This is a genomic window from Geobacillus vulcani PSS1 (genome assembly GCF_000733845.1).
GTDB classification, from domain to species: Bacteria; Bacillota; Bacilli; order Bacillales; family Anoxybacillaceae; genus Geobacillus; species Geobacillus vulcani.
In genome coordinates this window covers 153,951-178,092 of record NZ_JPOI01000001.1, presented here as the reverse complement: position 1 = coordinate 178,092, position 24,142 = coordinate 153,951, and the positions used below count along the sequence as shown (strand labels likewise).

Here is a 24,142-nt window from a genome sequence, read left to right as displayed (position 1 = left end):
GCGGCGTTACAGCCGCATTCGTTTGGACGGAAATCCCCGAAACTGGTGGCGGCGGTTCCATGTCGCCACCAACCCGAGCAAGGAAAGGAACAAAAGCGGCATCGTGATCCAAAGCGGGGCGAGCTGCATGAGGCCGAACAAGTTTAGGATAAAGGCGGCAGCAGATGCTGCCGTCCAAAGGGATAAGACGATGCGCTGCTTCATGGTGATGGCCTCCTCTTTCCGTTTGCCTTAATTATATGCTGTTTGTCTGCCTAGGCATGACACAGGGCGAATTATGACAATAATGTGAACAAACGAGCAAACGGGTTGCCAATTTGCTCGTCCGTTTGTTAAGATATAGCTGTAAACGGAAGACAAAACCTGATACCCCTTTGTTTGACCGTGAACAATTTCTCCCATCCCCTTTGTTGTCTTGGCAACACAAGAAAAAGCCCGGCGTCAGCCGGGCTTTTTCTTGTGCCCGTCCCTGCTGCTAGGGACGGGCATCATCGATATAGCGCCAAAATGTTCCGTGTTTGACGGGCACCCGCTCCACTTTTTGCTTTAGCTGCAACTTTTTCATTTCCGTTTCTGCTTCTTGGATCGTCCAGTTGTATACAACGGCAATTTCTTTTGTGGCGACGAATTTAAAATGGCTTAAAAATGATTCCAGCGGAGGGGGAGAGGACGGTTCAGGATGGAAGCCGAGCATTTCGGCGATCAACTCGACGTAGATGTCGTACGGATAGCATCCGGAAATTTTAATGCCTTCGTCTTCAATGTTTTCATTAAACAACACAAGCGTTGGAATTTCGTCGACGTCCATTTCCGAGGTGATTTTTAAATCGCATTGAAACGCTTTCGCCGCTCCCGGCGAGTGCATGTCGCGCAGAAATTCATCGACATCCAAGCCCGCTTCGACGGCGCATTCGGCGAGCACCGACAAATCGGCGACATTTTGCTTTTCGAGAAAAAGTTGTTCTTGCAACTTGCGCAAAAAGCGAAGGCCAGCCCGCTTTCCTTGCATTTCCGCCGCTTTAATGGCGAGCGATGGGGCGAACGGGCTTGAAATCCGGTTTTCGAGCCAAACGCTGCCGTCGCATGACATACCGGTGCGGCACGCCGCCCACTCCCACGCTTTGGCCATGGCCTCCGGCTTCGTTCCTTTGCGAGCGCTCCATGTCGCCCATGTTCCGCTCAATATGTGCCTTAAGGTAAAAAAACGGCCGTATTCGATCGTCAACTTTTTGATGACTGGTTCAAGCCCCCAGCATTCCGGGCATAAAGGATCGATAAACAAATACAGCTCGAGCGGTTTGTTCGTATTGCCTAGCGGCTGGGAAGGGGAGCAGGCGGGCGCCGTCGTCTTCCCAGCAAACTTCTCACCCAAGGGTATGCTCCTTTCTGTCCAGATGATCCGGGGTGTTGACCATATGATGGGCGGTGAGTACAAGCCGGTGATAAAACTGTTCGCGCGCCGGCCCGGACAAGCCGATTTCGTCCATGGCCGCCCGCATGCAGGCAAGCCACGCTTCCGCCCGTTTCGGCGTGATTTCAAAGCGGAGATGGCGCGCCCTCAGCATAGGGTGTCCATGCTCTGCCGTGTAAAGCGGCGGCCCGCCTAAATATTGCGTTAAAAACTGTTTTTGCTTGCGGGCGGTTTCCGTCAAATCGTCAGGGAAAATGGGCCTTAAGTCGGGATGTGCGGCCACGCGCCGGTAAAATGCTTCGACAAGCTTCGCAACCGTCTCCTCTCCGCCGATCGCCTCATAAAGGGTTTGCCATTGTTCACCCATCGCGGATGCTCCTTTTGTTTGAAAATCATTCGTTGTCGTTTGATTGCTATTTTATCAACAGTGCGCATAGATCTCAAACAAAGTGACTCGAGCGCCGCTCGTTTATGTGCGGTAGCTTTTCAATACGCGTTCGATATACGCGCGCGTTTCGGCAAATGGCGGCACGCCCCTATAGCGGTCGACGTGCCCGGGCCCAGCGTTGTAGGCGGCCAAGGCGAGAGTGATATTGCCGTTATACCGGTCAAGGAGCTGGCGCAAATATTTTACGCCGCCATCGATGTTTTGCGCTGGGTCAAGCGGATCGTTGACACCGAGCATTTTCGCTGTGCTTGGCATGAGCTGCATGAGTCCAAGCGCTCCAGCCGGGCTTTTCGCATCAGGACGAAAGTTTGACTCATGACGAATGACGGCGCGGATGAGCTGCGGGTCAACATGATATTTTTCCGCCGCTGCCGCAATCAAGGCATCGATGGAAGAAGACGCTTTGACTGCGGTGCCCGTCTCATGTTTGCTCAGGGCGCCGCTATGGTCAGCGGGCGCCGGAGGCTGACCGCTTGAGGAGGCTTGAGGCGCCTCGACAGGTGATTCCTCCCCGCGGTTGAGCGATTCGGCAAGCAAGCTTGAAAACAAAGATGGCACCGGCGATGGCAACAGGCTTGAGCCTCCGGATGAGAACGCATGGAGCGCCTGCCATTCAACGAGCAGCTTTAATGGTGAAACGTTCATCGTCCTTCCTCCATTTCCTTCATGCGGGCGTAAAAGCGGGCGATTTTGTTTGGCGCCGGGCGGCGCGGGATGCCGAGCATCTCAAGGAGGCGCAAAAACCGCTTTTCACCCGTTTCCGCGTGATTCACTTCATATTCAAGTTCGTAATCTTCGCTTTGTAAATAACGGTTATGGTCAAGGCATAACGTGCCGCCTTCATGAGGCCATTCGGCGCGATCGGTGACAAGGGAGCCGAAGCAGCGCACCTCGTGTGGCTGGATGCCCAGCTCTGCAAGCAACTCGGCGATCGCCCCGCGCGGCGCCGCGATCCCGGCAATCAACGCTTCCGCTTCAGACAACGAAAGCGGCTCATGGGTTTCCAAAATGGTCCCGTTCGCCTGCGTTTGTTTCAGCGTCAAGGTCAGGCGCCCCTCTTTCGCTCGAATGCGCAGCGCTGCCGCTCGTTCTTTCAGGGCGAATGACGGGGTGTCAAAGTAATGGTTTTCCTGGCGGCGGAAAGCGCCATCATCGAGGCGGAAGGCGGCGCGGACGGCCGCAAACTCCGCTGCCGTTAACAAGTTTTTCAATTCGATTTCGATTTCTTGATGCATCGTGAATCTCCTTCAAAAAGGATGGTCGTCTCCTTCTATTATCAGCTGTTTTCCGGCGAATATCAATTCATTTCGTCTGCATAGGGTGAATATGGTAAAATAAAGGATGGATGGTTGACTGATGTGGAAGGAGAGAAAACATGAACGAAAAATGGATCGTTCAACGGGCAGAGCGAAAGGATGGCCGGCTTTGGCTGTATGTCGATGATGCCGTTGGTTCGCTTGCCCATGTTTCGCCGAAACGCCATATGCTTGTTGACTCGGATGAGTTGGCGTTTGCGTACATTTTGGAAACCGATGACCACTTTCTATATGTCATGGTTCCGAAGCCGTGGTGGCCTGAGCTAAAGGCGGCGCTTGACGCCGAGGAGCCGGTCTGGCTTCGATGTGGGGAAAAAACGCTCGAGCTTGAACAGTTTCACGATGAACTGTCTTATTTGCTTGAAAATATTCGCGGCAACGCCAACTATGGCGAGGCGCTTGAACAGGCGGTGCAAGACGTGTTTTTTGAGCAATAAGCCGGTGGATTTCCTTTCCGGCGCGTTCGAACAGGGAGCGGCCCGATGAATTCGCATCGAGCAGCAAGGCAGAGGCGCGGTTGTGCTCTCTTGACTGAAAGCCGCGGGAGATTGAAAACATGTAGGCAGGTGGTACGATGGTAAACCATTGGGATTTGTTTTTAGCCCCGTATAAGCAGGCGGTTGAGGAGTTGAAAGTGAAGCTAAGGGGCATTCGCGCCCAATTCGAGATGATTGAAGCGCACTCGCCCATTGAGTTTGTCACCGGGCGGGTGAAGCCGGTTGCCAGCATTTTGGATAAGGCGCAAAAGAAAAACATCCCGCTCGACCGTCTCGAGGAAGAGATGCAAGATATTGCGGGGCTGCGCATCATGTGCCAATTTGTCGATGACATCAAGACGGTCGTTGAGCTGTTGCGCCAGCGCAACGATTTTACGATTGTCGAGGAACGCGATTACATCACACAAAAAAAAGAGAGCGGCTACCGCTCGTATCATCTTGTCATCCGCTACCCGGTGCAGACGATCCGCGGCGAAAAAAACATTTTAGCAGAGATTCAAATCCGGACGTTGGCGATGAACTTTTGGGCGACGATTGAACATTCGCTGAACTATAAATACAGCGGGCGTTTCCCTGAAGACATCAAAGTTCGGCTGCAGCGAGCCGCGGAGGCGGCCTATCGCCTCGATGAGGAGATGTCGAAAATCCGCTTTGAAATTCAAGAAGCGCAGGCTGCTTTTTCCCGAAAACAAGAAGCAAAAGGAGAAGGGCAATGAAACCGACGGACGCGCCGCTTGCATTCGCTATTACGTCCAAAGGGGATGACACATCGAACGCTCTGGCGCAAAAAATGAAAACGTATTTGCTTGATTTTGACTTGCGTTACGATGAAGAGAAACCTGATCTCGTCATTTCGGTTGGCGGCGATGGAACGCTGTTGTACGCGTTCCATCGCTATTGCCATCGGTTGGACAAGACTGCGTTTGTCGGCGTCCATACTGGCCATCTGGGCTTTTACGCCGACTGGGTGCCGGAAGAACTCGAAAAGCTTGTGATTGCCATCGCCAAGACGCCATACCAGGTCGTGGAATATCCGCTTCTTGAGGTGACGATCCGCTATTTGAATGGAGGCAGCGAGGCGAAGTATTTGGCGCTCAATGAATGCACGGTCAAATGCGTCAGCGGGACGCTTGTGATGGATGTTGAGATTCGCGGCGACTTGTTTGAGCGGTTCCGCGGCGACGGGTTGTGCATTTCGACGCCGACCGGAAGCACAGCTTACAATAAAGCGCTCGGCGGCGCGATTTTGCATCCGTCGCTCGAGGCGATTCAAGTAACCGAGATGGCGTCCATCAACAACCGCGTGTTTCGGACAATCGGTTCGCCCCTCGTGCTGCCGGCGCACCATACGTGTTTACTTAAACCGGTCAATCACGTCGATTTTCAAATTACGATCGACCATTTATCGTTGCTACATAAGGAAGTCAAGTCCATTCAATGCCGGGTGGCCGACGAAAAAGTGAGGTTCGCCCGTTTTCGACCGTTTCCGTTTTGGCGGCGGGTGCGCGACTCCTTTATCGCTGATTGAGGGAAATGGTTTCGCGGGACTTCCGTGTGGATGCGTGTTCTGTTCCGACGCTCAAGAAAAGATGCAGGAAGGAGATTGTGATGCAGAAAGGTGACAGCCATTGCCACCGTTTACGTTAACGTTTTCCATCGATGAGCGGCAAGATGGAAAACTGCTGCGCCAGTTTTTGAAAGAAAACGGCATTTCGCGGACGGCGCTCACCGATATTAAATTTCACGGCGGCGCGCTGTTAGTGGATGGGCGGCCTGTCACCGTCCGCCATGTGCTGCGCGCCGGCGAGACGCTGTCGGTCGTCTTTCCGTCGGAGCGGACAAGCGATTGGATGGACGCCGAACCGATGCCGCTTGACATTGTGTATGAGGATGATTACGTTCTTGTTGTCAACAAACCAGCTGGATTGGCGACGATTCCGTCGCGCCATCACCCAGGCGGGACGCTCGCCAACGGCTTGCTCCACCATTATCGCCAACAGCAGCTCGACTCGACCGTCCATATCGTCACCCGGCTTGACCGCGACACGTCCGGGCTCGTGCTCGTCGCCAAGCACCGCCACGTTCATCATTTGTTGTCGGCATTGCAACAAAAAGGGCACGTTGTGCGCACGTATGAAGCCATTTGCCATGGCGTCATCGTCAAGGATGAAGGGACGATTGACGCCCCCATCGGCCGCCAAAGCGGCAGCATCATCGCTCGCGAGGTGCGGGAAGACGGAAAGCCGGCGGTCACTCATTTTCGTGTGCTGGAGCGTTTGTGCGGCTATACGTATGTTTCGCTCCGGCTCGAGACGGGGCGCACGCACCAAATCCGCGTTCATTTCGCTTATCTCGGCCACCCGCTCGCCGGCGATGAGCTGTACGGCGGAAGCCGGGAGATGATCGGCCGCCAGGCGCTTCACAGCCGGCAGCTGTCGTTTTTTCACCCGTTTGCCGGGCGCTGGTATACATTTTCCGTCCCGCTGCCTGACGATATGGCGAACTTGATCGAAGCAGCGCGCGGACGAAGCGTAGATTAGGAGAACGTGCGGAATTTTTCCGGAACAAACGGCATTGAGGAAGGAACAGAGACTGTTTCCATTTCTGGATATCGCAAGGCGGTCAGAGCACCGCCAAATACGCAGCCGGTGTCGATGTTGACCGTCCGTCCGACAAACCGCGGTTTTTCGACTGGCGTATGGCCATACACAACCCATGCGCTGCCGCGATACCGTTTCGCCCAGTCGCGGCGCACCGGCGTCCCGTCCGGGTTCGTTTCGCCGGTGATGTCCCCATACAGGACGAACGTCTTGACTTTTTTGTCCGTCCGCCCGATATAGTCGTGGCGGATGCCCGCATGGGCGATGACAAGGCGCCCCGCATCGAGCACTGCATACAGCGGCGCCTGTTCATACAGGCGGATGAACTTGCGGCGGATCATCTCTTGTTCGCTTGGAGGCAAGGCGCGATATTCTGCGACCGTCGTCTCAAGCCCGTGGGCGATTTGCACGTTTCGTCCTAAAAAAAAGCGGTACAGCTTATTGCAATGGTTGCCGGGGACGTAGTAAGCCAAATTTCGCTCAACAAGGGCCGAGACGATCTCGATCATGTTCAGCGATTCAGGGCCGCGGTCTGTCAAGTCGCCGACAAAGCCGAGTTTTCGCCCGTCCGGATGAATCGGCACCCCTTCGTCCCAATGGTAGCCGAGCGTCGCCGTCAATGCGGCGAATTCACGGAAGCAGCCATGAATGTCGCCGATGATATCCACTTGCATCGAATGTGCTCCTTTCTCGCCATAATGGTTGTACTACCAGTATGTCCGTTCAGTCAGGAAAAGAAAAGATGCGGCGGTTTTGCCCGTCTCATCGCGGCTTTTGCGGGGGCAACGCCCAAACGGCGGAGCCCGCGGCCAGGAAACAAAGAAGTGGAGTTGAGCTTGATGGCGACAAAAAACGCCGCCTGCTCACAGAACAAGCGGCTTATTCATCGCTCGCGAACATAAACTTCCGCGTCCGCGAATGAACGTTTAAGACAAGTCCGATCGCCAGCATGTAAGTCGCCAGCGAGCTTCCTCCATAGCTGATGAACGGCAGCGGCAGTCCAGTGATCGGCAAAAGTCCAATCGTCATGCCAATGTTTTGGAACACTTGGAACGTGATCATGCCTGCGACGCCGGCGCATAAATAGCTGCCGTACAAATCGTTGCTCTCTAAGGCAATATGGATCATGCGATAAATGAGCAGGAAAAAGAGAGACACGACGATGCTTGAGCCGACAAATCCGAACTGCTCGGAGATGACGCCAAATACGAAGTCGGTATGCGCCTCTGGCAAATACACTTGCAAATGGCCCAGCCCTTTTCCATACAGTTCCCCTGACCCGATGGCCATAAGCGAACGGATGAGCTGAAAGCCTTGTTCGTTGGAATATTCATATGGAGCCAGCCAACCGTAAAAGCGGTTTAGCTGGTAGTCTTCTTTAATGATGTATTGATGGAAGAAATCTGGAAAATAAAAGTAAATGAAAACAACGATCGCCACTGCCGTTACGCCGGAAAAGACGATGCCGAAAATGATGCGCCAGCGGATGCCGGAAACGAGCACCAAAGTGGCGGTGATGGCGATAAACACCATCGACATGCCCATGTCTGGCTGCTTGGCGAGCAAAATGAGCGGCGGCAACACGGTGAGGGCGATTTTCCCGAGCAGCTTAAAATCGTCCTGGATCGTTGGGTCGGGATGTTTTTCCCGATGGTTGACGATGATGCGGCTTAGGACGATGATCATAAAAATTTTCATCAGCTCGGATGGTTGGAAATTCCCCCCAGGTAGATGGTACCAGCTCGTCGCCCCTTTAATCGTCACCGATCCCGGGACATTCAATTCCAGCCCAAGCAGCAGCAGCATCCCGAATCCATACAAATACCAAGCGATTTGAAACAGCCGATCATAGTCAATGATCATCGTCAAGGCGATGACGACAGCGCCGATGGCATACCATTGCAACTGTTTGGAAGCAAAGTTGACGTTTTGCAGCTTCTCAGGCAGCATCGACTCGGCGCTATGGATGGCGATGGCGCTGATGACAGCCATCAAGAATAAAAGGAACAACATATGGTAATCAAGCTTCGATTGGGAAAAGCGATCATGGTTCATGGAACAATCCTCTCCATTCGAATGTGCCATATACCATATTAACGAATCGCTCCCGTTTTGCAAAGTGGAAAACTGCCGCCGACAAAGGGAAAATAAAGGGAGCGGTGAAAGGCGCTCATTTACATTGTCAGTTATGTATCATATAATGAAATTAACACCTGGTGTTAAGAATAAATGACAATTAGGAGGATGAGCGAATGGTTCTATCATTGGAAGGACGTACATATGTCGTGATGGGGGTGGCGAACAAGCGGAGCATCGCCTGGGGCATCGCCCGTTCGCTTCATGCTGCCGGCGCCCGCCTTGTGTTTACGTATGCCGGAGAACGGTTTGAAAAAGAGGTGCGGTCGCTTGTCGATACGCTCGGAGACGAACGTTCGCTTCTATTGCCGTGCGATGTGGCCAAAGATGAAGACATCGTTCAATGTTTCGCGCAAATCAAAGAACAAGTCGGCGTCATCCACGGCGTCGCTCATTGCATCGCCTACGCCAATAAAGAAGATTTGAGCGGGGAATATATGAACGTCAGCCGCGAAGGCTTTTTGCTCGCCCACAATATCAGCGCGTATTCGCTCACCGCGGTGGCGCGCGAGGCGAAAGAGCTGATGACCGAAGGCGGCAGCATCGTCACCCTCACGTACTTAGGCGGCGAGCGCGTCGTGCAAAATTATAACATCATGGGCGTGGCGAAAGCGTCGTTGGATGCGAGCGTGAAATATTTGGCGAACGATTTAGGCAAATACGGCATCCGCGTCAATGCCATTTCCGCCGGACCGATTCGCACGCTGTCGGCCAAAGGCGTGAGCGATTTCAATTCGATTTTAAAGCAAATCGAAGAACGCGCCCCGCTCCGCCGGACGACGACCCAAGAAGAGGTCGGCGATGCGGCGCTGTTTTTGTTCAGCGACTTGTCGCGCGGCATCACCGGGGAAATTATTCACGTCGACTCTGGATACCATATTTTAGGATATTAACATGAATGAGCAGCCACTCCTGTCGATGGAGCGGCTGTTTTTTGTTTGACTTGGGCAATTATCGGAATCATGGGCATACATATATAAAGTAAGGCAAGCATGGAAAGGGGGATCGACGTGCGGAAACAAAACGTTGTAGAGACGGAGCCGTTGCTTTACATTGTGCAGCCAAAAGCGATGCGGGCGGCGGCGCATATGCAAGAAACGTTTATGTGGAGCAGTCGGTTGGACGAAGAGCAAAAAAACAACGCCGACGATGAGCAGGACGGAGAAGGGGAATTGACAACGCTTTTCGCCAACAAGGAGTTCCAGTTGATGACGCTGGATGAGCAGTTGGCCTTTTTGGTGGAGCTGCCCGACCATTTGCCGCCGCTGAAATGCCAATTTGTGATGAAAGATAAGAGCTATGAAGGCATATTAAAGAAGTATACGGCGACCGAGTTGACGATCGCCGATGAACGAGGAAACGAAACGGTCATCGGGCGCGCGCAGCTTCTTGCGGTGACGATGATCGGGTTTGTGCAGTAACGCATTTCCCTCCCTGCGTTGAAACTTATCTTTGTCTGAACGCATTGCGGCGCCGGGAAAGGGATGATGAGGGTTTGTTTCGCCCATTTGCTGTAGAAGTGTATGCTTATTTTATTTTGGACGTCCGTCATTTTCTACGTTGGCGATTTTCGCTTCTTGTTAGTGTGAACTGGCAATCGTAAAATGTTTGGTATCATGTTTCGCTTGAGCTTGATTGCGGTTCAAATGCGTTTTGGCCGACGCGTCCAGCGTTTGCTGGCTGCCGCTTGTAATCGTAAAAGGTTTTATGTGGCCGCCGGTCGGAGTCCGTTTAGGAGATGGAGCGCTTTTCGCGGGTTCTGTTTGCTTTGCCGCAGCTTCTTTTCGTTTGGCTGTTTGTTGAGTGTCTTCCATTGATGTGGCACGCTCTTTTTTGGCTTTTCCCTTTTTTGTTTTGTCGGATGACGCTGCCGGGTTCTTTTTCGAGTGGACTTTTTCTTTTGCATCCGCTCTGGGGGCTGGCAGGCTCCGTTGTTCTGTTGCCTTTTCTTTCAGCGGTTCTATTGTCATGCCGGCTGCTTGTTCTTCATTTGCTACAGCTTGTTCTGTGCTCTCTGCCTGCTTCCAAACGTCCAATAACTCGGAAGCGACTCGTTCCCAATGATAGATCGAAATGGCAAGCTGCCGGCCTTTTTCTCCCATTCTTTTCATCAAGGATGGGTTCGATAATATTTGGGCAATCTTGTCGGCAAAATCACTTGGGTCTTCCGGATTTTCGACGATAAGGCCGTTTTCATTGGCGAAAATGACTTCCGGATTGCCGCCTCTCGCGGTCGTTACAATCGGAAGTCCTGCTGCCATAGCCTCGTAGTGGACGCGCGCCAACGGTTCCTGCCATTGCGAGGTGCATACAAACAAATCGGCTGCCGCAAACCAATTTTGGATTTCATTCGGTGCGACAAACCCTGTCGTGACAACGGGGACAGGCATTCGTTTTGCCAACGCTCTTACATAGGCGACATAATCAGTAATGTCATTTTCACTAAACCAGTTGCTCCCGACAATCACCAGGGCTAAGTTTTTAAATTTTTTTGCCAGCTCCGGCAATGCTAGAATGAGTTTATCGACTCCCTTATTGCGCGACAGCCTTCCGGCGAACAAGATGACCGTTTTGTTTTCCAACCCATGCGCCCGCCGAATGTCGTTGCGTATTTTCTGCATTTTTGGATGATTTCCCGGCAAAAATCGTTCGCTGTCTACCCCTGAATAAATGGTGCGCAATTTTGGCGCTGCCTGCGGATATAGGCTGCGGATGACATTGCCAATATAATCGCTCACAGTTACGATGTAGGCCACTTCTGCGATGGCCGCTGCTGCTTCTTCCGGATCGATTTTTTCAGGTTGAAACATATCATTGTGCATACTTAACGTAATTTTGGCGGCGGGTGCTGCCTGTCGGACCGGAAGGACAAGACGGGGCCGGTTAAAGATGTGGATGAGATCGAACTGGTTCGCTTCCACATAACGAACAACGTTTTCCCGGTATATTTCAAATACTTTTCCCGGTACGCGCACGTAGTGAACGCCTTCGATCGTTTCTTGCTCGGGAAGCGACGAATCGCTGATGCCCAGAACGGTAATATCATGGAATTGGCTTACATGTGGAAGAATGCCGGAAATATACGTTTGAATGGCCCCGCCTAATAAAGGGGGAACGGGGAGTTTTTCTGTACAAACCATCAAAATTCTCATGTTTATCCCATTCCTTTCCAGTCATTTTCGATTTCTGCCAATACAGGCCACTTCGACTGGTCGGTTTCGACAATCGTTTGAATTAACTGTGCTGTTTGTTCATTGAGAAAGATTTCCGGTTCATAGACGACTTCTTTTATATTTTTGTAAAATTCGTTTGGCATGGCCAAATCAATCATCAAAAGCTCATATAATTCAGGCGTTATGGGATTGGCTTCATGGTATGCTAGAATCATTTCCCGCACCCATGTTGCATCCCATTTGTATAAATCCGCCATGGTGCCGCTAATGAGTTTTCGTAAATCACGAATTGGAAGGTCAAAGGCAACTCCGTCGAGATCAATAATCCACATTCCGTCCGCTCCCATTTGGCCGTTGGACCAACCGTAGTCTTGGTGAACCAACCCCCAATGAGCCGTTCCTTGCTTGACGAATTCGACATAGCTGGATTGCAGGAATCGTTCCATACCTTTTCGCGCCTGTTCTTCAAATCGGTCAACTACCTCTAATAACGGAGGGCTTGCCGGCATTTCAGGGTAGTATTTGGCAATGTTCCGAAACCAGCTCATTTTCGTGATCATTTTTTCATAGTTTTTTGGCCACTTGTGCAGTCGCGAGGCCATTTCCGCCTGCTTCGGGGGGACGTATCCTTTGCTTAGGCGATGGAATTCGCCAAGGGCATAACAAAGCTTTCTTGCTCCTTCCAAATCCTTTGTAACTGGCGTCAACGGTTCAATCCATTCCGCCACAAACCATAGTTTTCCTCCTGCCTCGACATAACTTTTTCCATCCTTTGTTTTTACAATTGGCGGCACTCTTGCCTTGCGCACTTCCACTAAATATTCTTGTGCTCCTAGGCTGAATAGGCTCCTTGTCGGCCTCCTGTGCAGCAGCTTCAAACTTTTCGGGCCCGATTTCGTTTCGAGCTTCCAAATCGCTCCTCCCTTGTCCGGTTTTGTCGTAACGATTTGCATGTTTTGAACGGATAAATCGTAGTTTTTCAGCACTTCCTCTGCCAGCTGGATAATATACTCAGGGACAAAAAATTCATGGGTCGTTTCATCGACGAGCCATGGTTCAATAATGATGTCTTTCATGCTATCCCTCCTGTCGGGTATTGGGGAATGGACGAAGCGAAATATGTGTGATTGCTACTAGGATATGTATTGAGAACGAATTTGGACTGGGTAAGCTCATTAACTTATTAGGATCTTTCTCTATGCCCCTGAAGCTGCTGATGGCGTTCGATGCGGAGGAAGCATACTTACAGGGATGCAATGGCAAAGAAGTGGAATGGTTGGTTTCAGAGAGACAAAGAGAAAAAGGCTGTCCCGAAAAAATTTCTCTCCTTGGACAGCCCTTATTGGTCTGGGGAAAGGGAGGAACATGCTTCGATGTAAACCGTTTCAAAGCGCTTAGCCACATGGTGGAATTGAAATTGCTGTTCAACGAGCGCTCTTGCGTTTTTCGCCATGGTTTCCGCTTCATGTTTGTTCACAAGCATGTAATCAATTGCTTCAAAAAAAGCGTGCGGGTTTTGGTAGTCATCGATGACAAAGCCGGTCTCGCCGTGGCGGACGATTTCGGCATTGCCGCCGCGGTTGGTCGTCACGACCGGAATGCCAGCGGCCATCGCCTCATAATGGACGCGGGCGAGCGGCTCGTGCCATTGCGAGCTGCATACAAACACATCGGCGATTAAAAGCAGTTTTGGAATATGGTTGTGCGGGACGTAGTTTGTAAAGATGATACGATCGGCCATTGGCGATGCCAATTCATGAAGCCAATCGATGTATTCGCTCCGGCTGTTGTCGCTGAACCATTTTCCACCGGCAATAACCAGCGCTGCCTCGGGATGGCGGGTTAAAAGGGAGGGCAGGCATTGAATCAGCAAATGCGGTCCTTTTGTTTTGCTGAGTCGGCCGAGAAAGAGAACGACTTTTTTATCGGTGAGTCCGTACGCTTCACGTTCCGCCTGGCGGATGCGCCTGCCTTCTTCCGTCCAGACGGGGATGTACTGGGCAAGGTCGACTCCCGAATAAATGACTTTGATTTTTTTCGGGTCCACCAAGTACCGGTCAGTCACCGTCTGTTTGATGTATTCACTGACGGCGGTCAGCAAGGTGCAGGCGTCTAGCGCTCGCTTCGCCTGCTCTGCTGTCATTTTCAACGGTGAAAACATGTCGTTATGAAGGCTTAGCACAAAAGCGCTTTGTGGAGACGCCGCTTGGTAATCGATGAGTGGAACAGGACGGTTGAAGACGTGGACGACATCAAATTTGGATGCGGCCAGCGCACGTGCCACATCCATTTCATATGTCGGCTTCGGAAAACGGATGTAGCGGATGTTTCCGTCTATCTCTTCAGACGGCAACAGCGGGTCAGTGATTGAAAAAATGGTCAGCTCGTGGCGGCGGGCGATCAAGGGAGCAATCCCATCGATCATCATTTGAACGGCCCCGCCCCGTACTGCCGGAGCGGGCAGCTTTTCCGTGCAGACATAGGCGATTTTCATGAATGCTCACCCTCATACAGCGAACGGATGTATTCGATCTCTTTTTGTAGGCCGTCCTCAAGCGTGACAACTGGCTTGTACCCAAGCAGCCGCTCCGCTTTTGTCAAGTCGGCCCACGTTTGTTTCGGCTCTCCGCGGGCGGCGGGGGTATACTGAATGTTTGCATGTTTTCCCGTCAACTTTTCAAGCAGCCGGATCACCTCATTGACTGATGCTCGTTCTTTTCCGCCGATATTGATCGTTTCTCCAATGACGTCATCCCGCTCGAGTGCGGCGATCGTTCCAGCAACGCAGTCAGAAATATAGGTGAAATCACGCGATTGTGTTCCGTCGCCGAACACGGTGAGCGGTTGTCCAGCGAGCAACTGACGGATGAAGCGGTGAAACGACATGTCCGGGCGTTGGCGCGGACCGTAGACGGTGAAATAGCGCAACATGACGACCGGTACGGCGAACTCACGAAAATAAACGCGGCATAAATGTTCGCCGGTGAGCTTTGTAATGCCATATGGGGAGAGCGGAACCGGTTCAAGTGTTTCCGACAACGGTCCACTTCGTTCGCCATAGACGGAGGAGGTCGAAGCGTAGATGAATCGTTTGAGCGGCCGGTCTTTGCACGCCTCAAGCAGCCGTTGGGTGGCGGAAATGTTGTGGGCAGCATAGGCGGCAAACTCCGTCCCCCAGCTCGTTCGCACGCCGGGCATGCCGGCTAAGTGGTAGACCGCTTCGACGTTTTGCAGCAAGGACGGCAAATCAACTGTCAACAAATCCAGCTCAAGGAAGGTAAACAGTGGATGAGACTGCAAATGGGCAATGTTGTTCGCTTTTAGCGGCGCCGGCGTCGGTCCGAGAAACCCGTCGACGCCGATTACACGATGCTCGTCGTTTTCGAGCAGTTTTTCGCATAAATGGGAGCCGATAAATCCAGCCGCACCGGTGACGAGAATGTTCATGGACGGCCCACCCCCATGTAGCGCAAACCGCCTTGTTCGACTGCATGGCGGTCCAAACAGTTTCGACCGTCAAACACGAGCGTCCCACTCATCGCCGCTTTCACTTGCCCCCAGTCAAGCGTCCGGAATTCGTCCCAATCGGTGGCGATGACCAAGCCATCCGCCCCTTGGATCGCTTCGCGCACCGACTGAACTTGTGTGACGCGGGCGAGCGGCTCCGAGAGCGTGGCCTTCGGGTCGTAGGCGGCGACCGTGCAGCCGTTTTCGCTCAATCGGCGGATGAGTGCTTCAGCAGGGGAAACACGCGTATCGTCCGTATTCGGCTTAAAGGAGATGCCAAGCACGGCGATCTTTTTGTCCGTCAATGGGGCAAGCTGTTCATTGAGTTTTTGAAAGCAAAAGTCAAGCTGGGTGGCGTTGACGGTCTGCACCGCCTTCAGCAAATGCGTCTCCACTTGGCGCGAGCGCGCCGCATATTCGAGCGCCTTGACGTCCTTTGGAAAACAGGAGCCACCATAGCCGAGGCCGGCCCGCAAAAAGTGCGGGCCGATGCGCGGGTCGAGGCCGATCCCGCGGGCGATGTCATTGACATCGACGGCAAACGCGTCACAAATGCGCGCCATTTCATTAATAAAGGAAATTTTAGTCGCCAAAAACGCGTTGGCGGCGTATTTGATTAGTTCCGCACCAGTCAGGCTCGTTGTGAGGTAGGGGGCATGGATGCCGGTATACACCGCCTGCATGACGGCAAGCGATTGGTCATCATCCGGTTCGAGTCCGACGACGATTTTGTCTGGGTGAAACATATCGTAAACAGCCGACCCTTCGCGCAAAAACTCCGGGTTGGATACGATGCGGAACAAATGCGGTTTCACTCCCTTGCGGATGAGCTCGGCGCGCATCCATTCATTTGTTCCTGGAGGGACAGTACTTTTCGTGACGATCGTTTTGTACGATTCGATCATGGTCGCCAAACGGTCGAGCACCGCTTCGATATAGCGCAAGTCGGTGCCGCCATCGGGCCGCGGCGGGGTGCCAACACAAATGACAACGACGGCCGCCCGTTTGATATCATCCCAGCGGCCGCTGAACGTCAAAGAATTATCATTTTTGGCAATCAATTCTTCAAGCCCTGGCTCATAAAACGGAACTTCCCCGTTATTGAGCAGGCGGATTTTCCGTTCATCATGATCGATGCAATGCACTTCATGCCCAAGTTCAGCAAGGACGGCAGCGGTGGTTAGTCCGACGTAGCCAGCGCCAATGATGCAGATGTTCATGCTAATAGGCCTCCTTCGTGAAATCTCCGGCTTTTATAGCGTATTAACGGACAAGCGTGGTTTGCTACATGGCAAGCGCCTAAAACGCTGGAAATGGGGCGGCCTGTTTTCGTCGGACAACCTTCCCCGTCATTCGACAGCGAATACGAGAAAGATATAAAAAAGACAAGGGAGAAAGAGGGGGTCAAAAAAGCGATTATCCCTGCGGCTGGATATGGGACAAGAAGCTTGCCGGTGACAAAAGGAATTCCGAAAGAAATGTTTCCTGTTGGTACAAAGCCGGCTATCCAGTACGTTGTCGGGGAAGCGTTCGCGTCGGGAATTGAGGAGCTGCTTATGATCGTTTCAAACTAACAACCTTTAGGAGGCCGGTGATTTAAGGGGAAATACTGCTCTCCAACAATGTTTCTCAAACTAAAAAACCTTGCAACGTCATCATTTCATTCCTTGTGATTTCTCACCAATCGAGAGAATCTGTTGTTTTTCACCGGCCTTCTAGAGGAAAGAGGAAGAATTGAGCATCAAAAAAACCAGGTGACAGTTACCTGGTTTTTTTGATGAATTCATCATACAGCCGCTCCTGCACCTTGATTTGTTTCGTGATATCAAACGACTGTTCAATCACTTTGCGCGCTTTTTTAGTGAAGGATGGAATTCGTTCCGGATGTTCCAAAAAAAAGCGAATGCCGTTCGCCAGCTCGAGGTCGTCTCTTTCTGGTGCCAGATAGCCGGTGCGTTTGTGTTCGATCAATTCGGGGATGCCGGCGTGATTTGTTGAGACGACCGGCAGCCCGCTTGCCATCGCTTCTTTCAATACATTGGGGATGCCTTCAATGTCTCCGTCTGAAGCGGTCTCGCTCGCCAAGCAAAATAGATGGGCGCGTTCCATTTCGCGGGCGATCGAAGCGGCATCCATGGCACCCAGCAGGTCGACAAACGGATCGAGCTTCAGCTTGCTGACAAGCCGGCGGATGTTTTCTTCCTCTTTGCCGCTGCCGATGATGCGGAGGCGGCAGCGCGGATGAACTGCATGCACGCGCTGAAAGGCGCGCACGAGCGTTAAAAACCCTTTTTTCTCGACGAGCCGGCCGATCGAGAGAATGATGATGTCTCCGTTTTCAGGAATCGTCCGTTCCCGGTACGGAAATAAATCGAGCTCGATGCCGCCGTAGAGAACTTGAATTTTTTCCGGCGGAAAGCCTAGCGTGATCAGTTCATTGGCAAGGTAGCGGCAGACAGGAAGAAAGAGGGCCCCATGCTGTTTGAGCAAATGGTACCGTTTTTGATTGCGCCGCAAACTTTGATGCTTCGCCGATCCATCGCGGCCGCGGATGCTGACGACAAGCGGAATGCGGTGGGCGATGCAAAACGGGAGGATTTCGACGGCATGCTTTCCATGGTGAGCGTGAATAGCGACAATATTTTGTTCTTTGGCGAAGCGGCCGAAATCGTCGATGTCGTTGAGGCGATAATAGTTAATGAGAGGAAACGGATGGCTGCCGTCATCGGCGAATGACCCGATCATGATCGGGCGGTATTTTTTTAAATGAACCATTTGGTTGTAAATAAAACGTTGATTGATTTTCATTTTTTCATGAAGAAAGTGGGCGATCGTTTGTTTCATTTTTCTCTATCCCTCGCTTTTGAGAAAATCGGACAAGAATGCGAATTTTTTTGTTTCCTGTTCGGCGAGGCGGGTGAGCAAGTCCAAGGACGATGGGCTGTGCAACGCTTGCTTTTGTTTTTCCCGGCCGACCGCTTCGCTGTAAAACACGTGAGGAAACATAGCATCAGCGACATAGACGCTCTTGTACGGAGCGTACAGCGGGCAAATGGAGAAATAAAGGTCAAATAGCAGCTTCGTTCGCTTTACAGCGTCGTTTTTCGGGTTTTTCATCAATGAAACAAGCAGAAAGCGAAAATCATCAAGCGGGAGGCCATAGTAGGCGCGGTCAAAGTCAATCATCATGACTTCGTGGTTTTCCGCCAATAAAAGGTTGTTGCTGTTGTAATCCCCATGGCAAATGGCCTTTCGTTCTTTCGCTGTGCGGCAAAAATCAGGTAGATTGCTTTTTTCAAGCCATGCATAACTTTGATTAGCGATCCGGGCCATCTGTTCCATTATATGAGAAAGAGTGTCACCATGATCGAAGGCCGTTGCCAGCTCCCCTAACTGTGCTGCTTTTTGCCGATGTGCACTCAGCACGTCTTTTGGCTCCGGAAACGATGAAGGGCGGGGGCCGATCCAATCGGCAAACAGACTGTGAGCGTGAAAGCGGGCGAGCCCTTCGATCCGTTGTTGGAAAGAGGGCGTCGTTCCGCTTGGGATGATGTAGTCCATCAAATAGTAGTAATGGCCTTTTCGGTGGATGTAATATTGATTTGTTTTCGTTTGGACGATTTTTGGGACATGAAATCCTTCCTGGTACAGCTTTGAATGGAGCAAAATCGGAAAATTCGTTTTGTCTTCGTTCAGCCGTTTCAGCACGTACTGTTCCTTCGTTTTTTTGTTTCGCACAAGCCATACTTTGTCGTTTTTCAGTTCCTTCAAGATGTCGATTTCAGTTCCGGTCAGGTCGTAACTGCTTAAAATGTCAAACAACAGACGAGAGCGTTTCGAAGCCAAGATCAGTTCCTCCTAGCATCTATTGTCGATTAGTAAAAGTGTATGTAATACGAGAAGCGAATGTGTAGACAAGCGCACTAGTCAGCGAGAAAACGGCGCCGCCAAAAAATAAGCGCCGGCCGCGCTGGTCGGCGTCAGCCGGCTGTGCCTTCTTTTCTAGCTATTCTTCCTCTTCATCTGTGTCGGCGGATGGAGTTGGCCTCATGGAGGCAGGGAGATCGATTGAGGTGATCGTGGCAGCATCGATCGTAAGCGAGCGCCCCCCCTCTTTATAAAAGCGGTCAACCAATAGCGAGACGCTGTTCGTCCGCGGCTCGAAGCCAAGAAAAAGTGCATTGTAATGCGTCTCGTTGGTGGTGTGCACGTTGATTTCAACGTTGGGCGGAAGCGCAGTCAACTGTTCGTAAAGCGCGTGTGAAAGGCGGGGGTGGGTTGGGCGCCGGTCGAAAAAGACATGGTACATCGCGTCGCCTCCTTTCTAGTCTCTTGTGTTAAAAACCTATACTCCATCATATGATTGGCGTAGGAGAGCGTTTGGGTAAACGTCTGTACCAAAGAGAATTCGCTAGCTGCCAAGTGGGAACGACAGAAGGCAATCGGTTTTTTGCGGTCATAATCATGGAAAGGGGAGGGGAGCATGGACGATCCGTTTTCATTTGTCCTTCTTTGTTTAGCCAGCTTTCGCCTGACACGGCTCATCGTATATGACGCGATCACCGCCTGGATTCGCCGTCCCTTTCACGAATGGACGGAGCAGGAGCTTCCGGACGGAAGCAAACAAGTGTTTCTTTCTCTAAAAGGGAGCGGTGTGCGGCGATGGATTGGTGAACTATTGAGCTGCTATTGGTGCACAGGGATCTGGTGCGCCGCGTTTTGTTACCTTGGTCTGGTGTTGTGGCCGGCCGTTTTCGAGCCGCTCATCGTCCTTTTGGCCATTGCCGGCGGGGCGGCGATCATTGAGACAATCGTCAGCAGAGCAAATGGGTGACGTCTACGTCAGCGAACGATTGACGTAGACGTCGGCAAATGGCTGTCATAAGGAGAAAGGCGGCTATTGCAGTCATGGCACAGCCAATGAGGGATGCCGGCGGGCGTCGTTTTGATCAAAAGCATGGACAGCGAATCGCTGTTGCTGGTTGGGCAACGTTCGCTGAAGGGATGGGCGGCGGTGTGGATGGAAGCCGTCGGCAGCCGGTGATGCGGAAACAGCCGCGCAGTTTGTCGGGATGACGTTGATGGAAGAAAACGCCCAGCCGCTATTGTCTGAAATCATGGAGCCGGCCCAAAACGGCCGGCCAAAACAGCAGGTGCAGCCTCCAGGCAGCATGAAGGTGCAAAACGAGCGGGTCACCACTGAAGGGCAATATGGTTGGCGGCAGGAACACCCTTGGGCAGTTCCGCGCAATACACGAATCCATCAACGGTCAACGAACGGATATTGCCTGACGGGCGAACGGTGATTTCAAACTGGGAAAAGCGCCGCTCCTCGCCTGGTTCGAGCGGGGCGTCATAAAGTGGAGTGAGCCAATATTCGCCGTTTTGCCGCACTCTTTCACGCCAGTTTTCTTGGGTGAACGTCCAGCTTTCCGCGCTATTGGAGATCAGCGCTTCCTGCTCGGCCCGTCCGCTGTTTGGCAAAACAATTTTCCCGCTGAGCACCGCCGTTTTTGGAGGTGAAAGGCGGAGACAGACAATCAAATGGTGAAGCGGCGCTGTTCCGTGATTGCGAATGATGAAATCGCCGATGACGGTCAGCTCCTCCTCATCAAGATGCGTCGGAACGACGACAGAATAGTGAAACAACGCTGACACGGCAGCAGCTCGTTCAAACGCTGGTGTCTGTGTCTCTTTTGAGGTGTTATATCGCGTTTCTTCCAGTGCAATTTCACACAACAGAAGCTGGCGTTCCAAGGCAGCGATTTTTTTCTTGTACGTTTCCACGTTGGTTGTTTCTGCTTCACGCAGCTTCTCTTTCAAATAGGCGCTGCGCATTTTTTCCTTGGCCAACTCGGCCTCCAGCTGTTGCACTTGTTGCCGGCATGAGGCCGCTTCTGACCGGTAGTGGATGATTTGTTGCTGCAGACGGAGATGTTGGTCGTTTTTGTTTTTCATACGGTTTCCACCCCTTCCATTCTCATCTTATGTATCCGTTGCGGGCGCATGCCATATAAAAAAGGCTGTTGTTGGAACAACAGCCTGAATGGTGCAGGACGCTACATGGCCGGGAATACGTCCGGGCATTGCGGCGGGAATTTGGTTGTCGGGCAAAGCACGGCTTCGGCCAGTTCTTCGCGCGGTTGGCAGAAACGAGCTTCGACTTCGATTTTGACATCAGCTTCCACTTGGACTTCAAGGCACAAGGTGATGGAAACATCAAGTTGTGCAAAGTTGTCTGTGCAGACTAGGCTCGTGTCGCATTCGAAGAACGAAATATGGCAGTTGAGCTGTGTGCCTTCTGGGGCGCACAAGATGAACGTTTGTGCGGTAGCGAACGGAATTGGCTTCGATTGGCAAATAACCGTGCCGGTTGGGCTGACAATTTGCACGACGACATGCCCTTTGACGAGCGCTTTGACTTTTTGCAGTGTCACAGTATCTCCGGAAGGAAGAGTGACGTTGACGGACTGCCGGCCGTTTGGCTGCGTAATTTCCTGGCAAATCAATGCGTCCTGGTCAACGACTGAGTCGATCGGATTGCCTTCAGCGTCTGTCAGGAAGCAGCGGATTGTCAAATTTTGCGGGTTTGTATGTTGCGCTCCCAAAAAATCGCAAATCGTTCCTTCCCGATGGCAGTGATCCATCGGGAAAATCGCTTCCAAATCCTCGCCGCTGAAGCTTCGCAATGGCACATCGATTTGGCGCGTCACCCAGTCGTAAATTTTGCGCGTTCTGATGCATACTCTTTCTGTATCGCGACGGTGATGATGACCCATTTTTCTTCGTTCCTCCTATCGTTCAGTTGTTCCCCAACGCCTGGTGGTTTGGGACTACTGTATACTATGGAACGGCTTAGGTAAATGTGTTGGGACAGATGCGGATTTTTTGTTGGTGGGCGCAGCCAGCGATGAATCAAAGGGGGAGATGTCGAATGGTGAAAGACAAACATGGGGCGATGAACGAAGAGAGAAGGGGGGCGGGTGAACAGCGGCTTGCTGAGCGAATTGCTGAACTGGAGCGCCGTCTGAAAGAGGTGGAAGCCGAAAACATTGTGTTAAAGGAGCTGGCTTACCAAAGCGCCAAACGCTACGAGCAGCTCAAACAGTTGGCGAAGGAAAATGACGAGCTCCGCCGCCAGCTGCTGCTATCGCCATGGATCGAAGAAGCGGGCAAGGCGGATGAGGACGAACGGCCGGACAGCTGGTTTTTCCGCACGCTGAAGCAAGAAAATGCCATCATGCCCCGCCCGGAGCAAACCAAAGAAAAATGAGAGGCACCTTTGGCTCACCAAGCCATACAATAGCAGTAGCCGCTCATTTTTCCTCTTGCCGTTGAACATCGTTTGTTTTCTATGCCGCTCCAACTAGAGACGAGTCGTACGAAAATGGACTTGAACATAAATTGGTTGATCGGCGAGGGCTACACTTTTTCGGGATGGAGGGATGAGGAATGAAGAAACCAACTCCGTCGAAACCGGTGACAAGGGTTCTTTCTTCGACAACGCAGCCTGTTCGGCGTCCGAGTGGATGCGGCTGCGGTCGGCCAGCCGTCATCAAGAAATAACTAAAATCCGTGAAAGATGCCTATACTTCGCTTCGCCTCCTTGCATAGTCTAACAGTGCCACTAGGCGAAAGGAAGGGGGGAAGGGCATGTCGGATCGGAAAAAAGCGAAGGTCATTCACGTCGATAAATTGATCATTCATGCTGATGACATCGTCATTATGCCGCGCGGCCGCATTCGTGATCCATGGCTGTTCCCGCATCGGATCGACGATGAGGTTAAAGCGGCAGAAGAGGTGCAGCATCAAGACGGGCATGATGAAGGAGAACATGACCGGGACGAAGGAGAAAGGAGACCGTTCTCGTGGATTTAGCCATAAAGCAAATGGGGGACGCAAACGGTGGAGCGTTTTAAAAATTACGGGCTTTGGCTCGGGATCGGATCGTTTGTTGTACTGGCGCTGGAGACGTTTGGCGTCGACATCGACCTTGGCAAGTATGAACAGTTGTATCATGCGTTGTTAAGCATTTTGGTGATGGCCGGTATTTTAAACAACCCGTCGCTCGGCCGCGGTTATTCCGACAAAGTTAATGACAAGTCGTAAACGGTATGGGCGCCTGCAGAAGGCGCCCTTTTTGTGCTTGGAAAAGCTGGAAAGGAGGCAGAACGTTTTTCATAAAATGACAATTATAATTTGACGGCAAAAAAACATTCTAAACATTGTCACCAGCCATCTTACACCATAAAGGAGGACATCCATCATGACGGTTGCTACACAAGTGAAACAAACATTAGCCGGGTTAAAAACCGCCCAAGCGAGCTTCGAAACGTTTGCTTTGCAAACCGAAAACCAAGCCGCGAAGCAGCTTTACCAACAAGCTGCTCAACAAACGCAGGCGGTCATTGATTTGGTGAACTCGCGCATGCAAGAAATTCAAAACGAAGAGCCACAATATAAACAACAATAACCTTCGCTGAAGCGAATGGGATGGTTCAGGCGGAAAGGTTGGCACAGCACGCCAACCTTTCCCGACTTGGCGGAAATACATAAAAACGAATGGGTTGATGAAGATGAAAAAATGGTGGTTGACGGCCGTCGTTGTGATGATCGCGGTCGGCGGCTGCGCCAAAGAAGAAACGGAACAAAAACAATCGCTGCAAGGGGCCAACTTGCTGAAAACTCAAACGTCCGGGACGGCGAAACATGCGGAGCTGAACCAAGGTCCGGCCGAGCGGGCGGCCCGCTATTTGCGCGGGCGCGACGACGTTCGGGACGTGGTGGCAGTCAACAGCGGGGATCGGCTGCTCGTCGCGTATCAAATTCCCCATATGAAACGGTGGAGTCGAAAACAAATCGAGAAAGATATTGATCAAAAACTGCGCGGCATGTTTCCCGGCTACAATGTCGTTTCCTCGAGCGATTTGAAAATTTTTTGGAAGACGAAACAGCTGAAAGCCAATATGGATCACCGGCGCTGGGATGAACGAAAAGTCAACCGGGAAATGGGGCGCATTGAAAAGCTAAGTAAAGAGCAAACATAAGAGGTGT

30 protein-coding genes and 1 pseudogene are annotated in these 24,142 nt (G+C 51.9%); 14 read left to right on the top strand and 17 right to left on the bottom strand.

The window, feature by feature from the left end; all coding sequences use genetic code 11:
* Nucleotides 1–6: 6 nt before the first annotated feature.
* From N685_RS0100975 to N685_RS0100955, 5 genes are all read right to left on the bottom strand, one after another.
* Entirely contained in the window at nt 7–204 is a 198-nt protein-coding gene (locus tag N685_RS0100975; protein WP_031405062.1) for a hypothetical protein, read from the bottom strand.
* A gap of 271 nt (nt 205–475) precedes the next feature.
* Complete coding sequence (gene spxH, locus N685_RS0100970; RefSeq protein ID WP_031405060.1) at nt 476–1,372, bottom strand: ClpXP adapter protein SpxH; 897 nt, start codon at nt 1,370–1,372, stop codon at nt 476–478.
* A complete protein-coding gene (locus N685_RS0100965) occupies nt 1,365–1,778 on the bottom strand; it encodes a globin domain-containing protein (RefSeq protein WP_031405058.1) in 414 nt (137 codons plus the stop codon). The genes spxH and N685_RS0100965 overlap by 8 nt, the downstream gene beginning before the upstream one ends.
* 102 nt (nt 1,779–1,880) lie before the next feature.
* Entirely contained in the window at nt 1,881–2,504 is a 624-nt protein-coding gene (locus N685_RS0100960) for a lytic transglycosylase domain-containing protein (protein ID WP_031405056.1), read from the bottom strand.
* Nucleotides 2,501–3,094, bottom strand: a complete 594-nt coding sequence (locus N685_RS0100955; RefSeq protein ID WP_031405054.1) for a CYTH domain-containing protein — start codon at nt 3,092–3,094, stop codon at nt 2,501–2,503. The genes N685_RS0100960 and N685_RS0100955 overlap by 4 nt, the downstream gene beginning before the upstream one ends.
* 140 nt (nt 3,095–3,234) lie before the next feature.
* Here N685_RS0100955 and N685_RS0100950 point away from each other — a divergent pair, with 140 nt between their 5' ends.
* From N685_RS0100950 to N685_RS0100935, 4 genes are all read left to right on the top strand, one after another.
* A complete protein-coding gene (locus N685_RS0100950) occupies nt 3,235–3,612 on the top strand; it encodes a UPF0738 family protein (RefSeq protein WP_031405052.1) in 378 nt (125 codons plus the stop codon).
* Between the two features lie 137 nt (nt 3,613–3,749).
* On the top strand, nt 3,750–4,388 hold the full coding sequence (locus tag N685_RS0100945; protein ID WP_031405051.1) for a GTP pyrophosphokinase: 639 nt from the start codon (nt 3,750–3,752) through the stop codon (nt 4,386–4,388).
* Complete coding sequence (locus N685_RS0100940) at nt 4,385–5,200, top strand: NAD kinase (protein WP_031405049.1); 816 nt, start codon at nt 4,385–4,387, stop codon at nt 5,198–5,200. The genes N685_RS0100945 and N685_RS0100940 overlap by 4 nt, the downstream gene beginning before the upstream one ends.
* A 100-nt stretch (nt 5,201–5,300) precedes the next feature.
* Nucleotides 5,301–6,212, top strand: a complete 912-nt coding sequence (locus N685_RS0100935; protein ID WP_031405047.1) for an RluA family pseudouridine synthase — start codon at nt 5,301–5,303, stop codon at nt 6,210–6,212.
* Here the strand turns inward: N685_RS0100935 and prpE are convergent.
* Together prpE and N685_RS0100920 are read right to left on the bottom strand one after the other, a co-directional pair.
* Nucleotides 6,209–6,946 (bottom strand): bis(5'-nucleosyl)-tetraphosphatase PrpE, encoded by a 738-nt coding sequence (gene prpE, locus N685_RS0100930; RefSeq protein WP_031405044.1) that lies wholly within the window; start codon nt 6,944–6,946, stop codon nt 6,209–6,211. The genes N685_RS0100935 and prpE overlap by 4 nt on opposite strands.
* 205 nt (nt 6,947–7,151) lie before the next feature.
* The gene (locus N685_RS0100920) at nt 7,152–8,327 is read right to left on the bottom strand and encodes an FtsW/RodA/SpoVE family cell cycle protein (protein ID WP_031405040.1); all 1,176 of its coding nucleotides are present in this window, start codon (nt 8,325–8,327) and stop codon (nt 7,152–7,154) included.
* 197 nt (nt 8,328–8,524) lie between these two features.
* Here N685_RS0100920 and fabI point away from each other — a divergent pair, with 197 nt between their 5' ends.
* Nucleotides 8,525–9,301, top strand: a complete 777-nt coding sequence (fabI, locus tag N685_RS0100915; RefSeq protein WP_031405038.1) for an enoyl-ACP reductase FabI — start codon at nt 8,525–8,527, stop codon at nt 9,299–9,301.
* Nucleotides 9,302–9,418: 117 nt separating this feature from the next.
* A complete protein-coding gene (locus N685_RS0100910; RefSeq protein ID WP_031405036.1) occupies nt 9,419–9,829 on the top strand; it encodes a CotO family spore coat protein in 411 nt (136 codons plus the stop codon).
* 159 nt (nt 9,830–9,988) lie between these two features.
* Here N685_RS0100910 and N685_RS0100905 read toward each other — a convergent pair whose 3' ends face one another.
* The 5 genes from N685_RS0100905 to N685_RS0100885 all read right to left on the bottom strand — a co-directional run bounded on the left by N685_RS0100905 (nt 9,989) and on the right by N685_RS0100885 (nt 16,308).
* Nucleotides 9,989–11,560: a glycosyltransferase family 4 protein gene (locus tag N685_RS0100905; RefSeq protein ID WP_031405034.1), complete on the bottom strand. Its 1,572-nt coding sequence runs from the start codon at nt 11,558–11,560 to the stop codon at nt 9,989–9,991.
* Nucleotides 11,561–11,562: 2 nt separating this feature from the next.
* Nucleotides 11,563–12,657, bottom strand: coding sequence for a CotS family spore coat protein (locus tag N685_RS0100900; protein WP_031405032.1), 1,095 nt, complete (start codon nt 12,655–12,657; stop codon nt 11,563–11,565).
* Nucleotides 12,658–12,920: 263 nt separating this feature from the next.
* Nucleotides 12,921–14,075 carry a glycosyltransferase family 4 protein gene (locus tag N685_RS0100895; protein ID WP_031405031.1) on the bottom strand — a complete coding sequence of 385 codons (1,155 nt, stop codon included), beginning with the start codon at nt 14,073–14,075 and terminating at the stop codon, nt 12,921–12,923.
* Nucleotides 14,072–15,028 carry an NAD-dependent epimerase/dehydratase family protein gene (locus tag N685_RS0100890; RefSeq protein ID WP_031405028.1) on the bottom strand — a complete coding sequence of 319 codons (957 nt, stop codon included), beginning with the start codon at nt 15,026–15,028 and terminating at the stop codon, nt 14,072–14,074. Before N685_RS0100890 ends, N685_RS0100895 begins: the two co-directional genes overlap by 4 nt.
* Nucleotides 15,025–16,308 (bottom strand): UDP-glucose dehydrogenase family protein, encoded by a 1,284-nt coding sequence (locus tag N685_RS0100885; protein ID WP_031405026.1) that lies wholly within the window; start codon nt 16,306–16,308, stop codon nt 15,025–15,027. The genes N685_RS0100890 and N685_RS0100885 overlap by 4 nt, the downstream gene beginning before the upstream one ends.
* A gap of 156 nt (nt 16,309–16,464) precedes the next feature.
* Here N685_RS0100885 and N685_RS0100880 point away from each other — a divergent pair.
* Nucleotides 16,465–16,659 (top strand): annotated as a pseudogene (locus tag N685_RS0100880) (sugar phosphate nucleotidyltransferase); the annotation flags it as partial.
* A gap of 190 nt (nt 16,660–16,849) precedes the next feature.
* Here the strand turns inward: N685_RS0100880 and N685_RS0100875 are convergent.
* From N685_RS0100875 to N685_RS0100865, 3 genes are all read right to left on the bottom strand, one after another.
* Nucleotides 16,850–17,932, bottom strand: coding sequence for a glycosyltransferase (locus N685_RS0100875; protein WP_031405022.1), 1,083 nt, complete (start codon nt 17,930–17,932; stop codon nt 16,850–16,852).
* A 6-nt stretch (nt 17,933–17,938) separates the two neighbouring features.
* Nucleotides 17,939–18,934 (bottom strand): aminoglycoside phosphotransferase family protein, encoded by a 996-nt coding sequence (locus N685_RS0100870; protein WP_031405020.1) that lies wholly within the window; start codon nt 18,932–18,934, stop codon nt 17,939–17,941.
* A 160-nt stretch (nt 18,935–19,094) separates the two neighbouring features.
* A complete protein-coding gene (locus N685_RS0100865) occupies nt 19,095–19,397 on the bottom strand; it encodes a hypothetical protein (protein ID WP_031405019.1) in 303 nt (100 codons plus the stop codon).
* Nucleotides 19,398–19,571: 174 nt separating this feature from the next.
* On the opposite strand from N685_RS0100865, the gene N685_RS0100860 reads away from it, so the two are divergent.
* Nucleotides 19,572–19,922 (top strand): DUF1360 domain-containing protein, encoded by a 351-nt coding sequence (locus N685_RS0100860; RefSeq protein WP_031405017.1) that lies wholly within the window; start codon nt 19,572–19,574, stop codon nt 19,920–19,922.
* A gap of 74 nt (nt 19,923–19,996) precedes the next feature.
* Entirely contained in the window at nt 19,997–20,164 is a 168-nt protein-coding gene (locus tag N685_RS19870; protein ID WP_171661165.1) for a hypothetical protein, read from the top strand.
* 117 nt (nt 20,165–20,281) lie between these two features.
* Here N685_RS19870 and N685_RS0100850 read toward each other — a convergent pair whose 3' ends face one another.
* Both N685_RS0100850 and N685_RS0100845 read right to left on the bottom strand, forming a co-directional pair.
* On the bottom strand, nt 20,282–21,046 hold the full coding sequence (locus tag N685_RS0100850) for a hypothetical protein (protein ID WP_031405015.1): 765 nt from the start codon (nt 21,044–21,046) through the stop codon (nt 20,282–20,284).
* Between the two features lie 101 nt (nt 21,047–21,147).
* Nucleotides 21,148–21,867 carry a BMQ_0737 family morphogenetic spore coat protein gene (locus tag N685_RS0100845; protein WP_031405013.1) on the bottom strand — a complete coding sequence of 240 codons (720 nt, stop codon included), beginning with the start codon at nt 21,865–21,867 and terminating at the stop codon, nt 21,148–21,150.
* 155 nt (nt 21,868–22,022) lie between these two features.
* Between N685_RS0100845 and N685_RS0100840 the strand changes: the two genes are divergently transcribed.
* The 5 genes from N685_RS0100840 to N685_RS0100820 all read left to right on the top strand — a co-directional run bounded on the left by N685_RS0100840 (nt 22,023) and on the right by N685_RS0100820 (nt 24,135).
* On the top strand, nt 22,023–22,361 hold the full coding sequence (locus tag N685_RS0100840) for a spore coat protein regulator YlbO (protein WP_031405011.1): 339 nt from the start codon (nt 22,023–22,025) through the stop codon (nt 22,359–22,361).
* A 380-nt stretch (nt 22,362–22,741) separates the two neighbouring features.
* A complete protein-coding gene (locus tag N685_RS0100835) occupies nt 22,742–22,966 on the top strand; it encodes a hypothetical protein (protein ID WP_031405009.1) in 225 nt (74 codons plus the stop codon).
* A 27-nt stretch (nt 22,967–22,993) separates the two neighbouring features.
* The gene (locus N685_RS0100830) at nt 22,994–23,197 is read left to right on the top strand and encodes a phage holin family protein (protein WP_031405007.1); all 204 of its coding nucleotides are present in this window, start codon (nt 22,994–22,996) and stop codon (nt 23,195–23,197) included.
* A 157-nt stretch (nt 23,198–23,354) separates the two neighbouring features.
* Nucleotides 23,355–23,561, top strand: coding sequence for a DUF1657 domain-containing protein (locus N685_RS0100825; RefSeq protein WP_031405006.1), 207 nt, complete (start codon nt 23,355–23,357; stop codon nt 23,559–23,561).
* A 97-nt stretch (nt 23,562–23,658) separates the two neighbouring features.
* Nucleotides 23,659–24,135, top strand: a complete 477-nt coding sequence (locus tag N685_RS0100820) for a YhcN/YlaJ family sporulation lipoprotein (RefSeq protein ID WP_031405004.1) — start codon at nt 23,659–23,661, stop codon at nt 24,133–24,135.
* Nucleotides 24,136–24,142 lie beyond the last annotated feature (7 nt).

What these genes read in the sequence shown, in the direction of transcription:
- N685_RS0100950 (WP_031405052.1), top strand. Translation starts at nt 3,235, where the DNA reads ATGAACGAAAAATGGATCGTTCAACGGGCAGAGCGAAAGGATGGCCGG.
- N685_RS0100850 (WP_031405015.1), bottom strand. Translation starts at nt 21,046, where the DNA reads ATGAAAAACAAAAACGACCAACATCTCCGTCTGCAGCAACAAATCATC.
- N685_RS0100840 (WP_031405011.1), top strand. Translation starts at nt 22,023, where the DNA reads ATGGTGAAAGACAAACATGGGGCGATGAACGAAGAGAGAAGGGGGGCG.
- N685_RS0100885 (WP_031405026.1), bottom strand. Translation starts at nt 16,308, where the DNA reads ATGAACATCTGCATCATTGGCGCTGGCTACGTCGGACTAACCACCGCT.
- N685_RS0100960 (WP_031405056.1), bottom strand. Translation starts at nt 2,504, where the DNA reads ATGAACGTTTCACCATTAAAGCTGCTCGTTGAATGGCAGGCGCTCCAT.
- N685_RS0100905 (WP_031405034.1), bottom strand. Translation starts at nt 11,560, where the DNA reads ATGAGAATTTTGATGGTTTGTACAGAAAAACTCCCCGTTCCCCCTTTA.
- N685_RS0100945 (WP_031405051.1), top strand. Translation starts at nt 3,750, where the DNA reads ATGGTAAACCATTGGGATTTGTTTTTAGCCCCGTATAAGCAGGCGGTT.
- N685_RS0100865 (WP_031405019.1), bottom strand. Translation starts at nt 19,397, where the DNA reads ATGTACCATGTCTTTTTCGACCGGCGCCCAACCCACCCCCGCCTTTCA.
- N685_RS0100940 (WP_031405049.1), top strand. Translation starts at nt 4,385, where the DNA reads ATGAAACCGACGGACGCGCCGCTTGCATTCGCTATTACGTCCAAAGGG.
- N685_RS0100835 (WP_031405009.1), top strand. Translation starts at nt 22,742, where the DNA reads ATGTCGGATCGGAAAAAAGCGAAGGTCATTCACGTCGATAAATTGATC.
- fabI (WP_031405038.1), top strand. Translation starts at nt 8,525, where the DNA reads ATGGTTCTATCATTGGAAGGACGTACATATGTCGTGATGGGGGTGGCG.
- N685_RS0100825 (WP_031405006.1), top strand. Translation starts at nt 23,355, where the DNA reads ATGACGGTTGCTACACAAGTGAAACAAACATTAGCCGGGTTAAAAACC.
- prpE (WP_031405044.1), bottom strand. Translation starts at nt 6,946, where the DNA reads ATGCAAGTGGATATCATCGGCGACATTCATGGCTGCTTCCGTGAATTC.
- N685_RS0100860 (WP_031405017.1), top strand. Translation starts at nt 19,572, where the DNA reads ATGGACGATCCGTTTTCATTTGTCCTTCTTTGTTTAGCCAGCTTTCGC.
- N685_RS0100975 (WP_031405062.1), bottom strand. Translation starts at nt 204, where the DNA reads ATGAAGCAGCGCATCGTCTTATCCCTTTGGACGGCAGCATCTGCTGCC.
- N685_RS0100920 (WP_031405040.1), bottom strand. Translation starts at nt 8,327, where the DNA reads ATGAACCATGATCGCTTTTCCCAATCGAAGCTTGATTACCATATGTTG.
- N685_RS0100965 (WP_031405058.1), bottom strand. Translation starts at nt 1,778, where the DNA reads ATGGGTGAACAATGGCAAACCCTTTATGAGGCGATCGGCGGAGAGGAG.
- N685_RS0100955 (WP_031405054.1), bottom strand. Translation starts at nt 3,094, where the DNA reads ATGCATCAAGAAATCGAAATCGAATTGAAAAACTTGTTAACGGCAGCG.
- N685_RS0100890 (WP_031405028.1), bottom strand. Translation starts at nt 15,028, where the DNA reads ATGAACATTCTCGTCACCGGTGCGGCTGGATTTATCGGCTCCCATTTA.
- N685_RS0100895 (WP_031405031.1), bottom strand. Translation starts at nt 14,075, where the DNA reads ATGAAAATCGCCTATGTCTGCACGGAAAAGCTGCCCGCTCCGGCAGTA.
- N685_RS0100875 (WP_031405022.1), bottom strand. Translation starts at nt 17,932, where the DNA reads ATGAAACAAACGATCGCCCACTTTCTTCATGAAAAAATGAAAATCAAT.
- N685_RS19870 (WP_171661165.1), top strand. Translation starts at nt 19,997, where the DNA reads ATGGCACAGCCAATGAGGGATGCCGGCGGGCGTCGTTTTGATCAAAAG.
- N685_RS0100820 (WP_031405004.1), top strand. Translation starts at nt 23,659, where the DNA reads ATGAAGATGAAAAAATGGTGGTTGACGGCCGTCGTTGTGATGATCGCG.
- N685_RS0100845 (WP_031405013.1), bottom strand. Translation starts at nt 21,867, where the DNA reads ATGGGTCATCATCACCGTCGCGATACAGAAAGAGTATGCATCAGAACG.
- N685_RS0100900 (WP_031405032.1), bottom strand. Translation starts at nt 12,657, where the DNA reads ATGAAAGACATCATTATTGAACCATGGCTCGTCGATGAAACGACCCAT.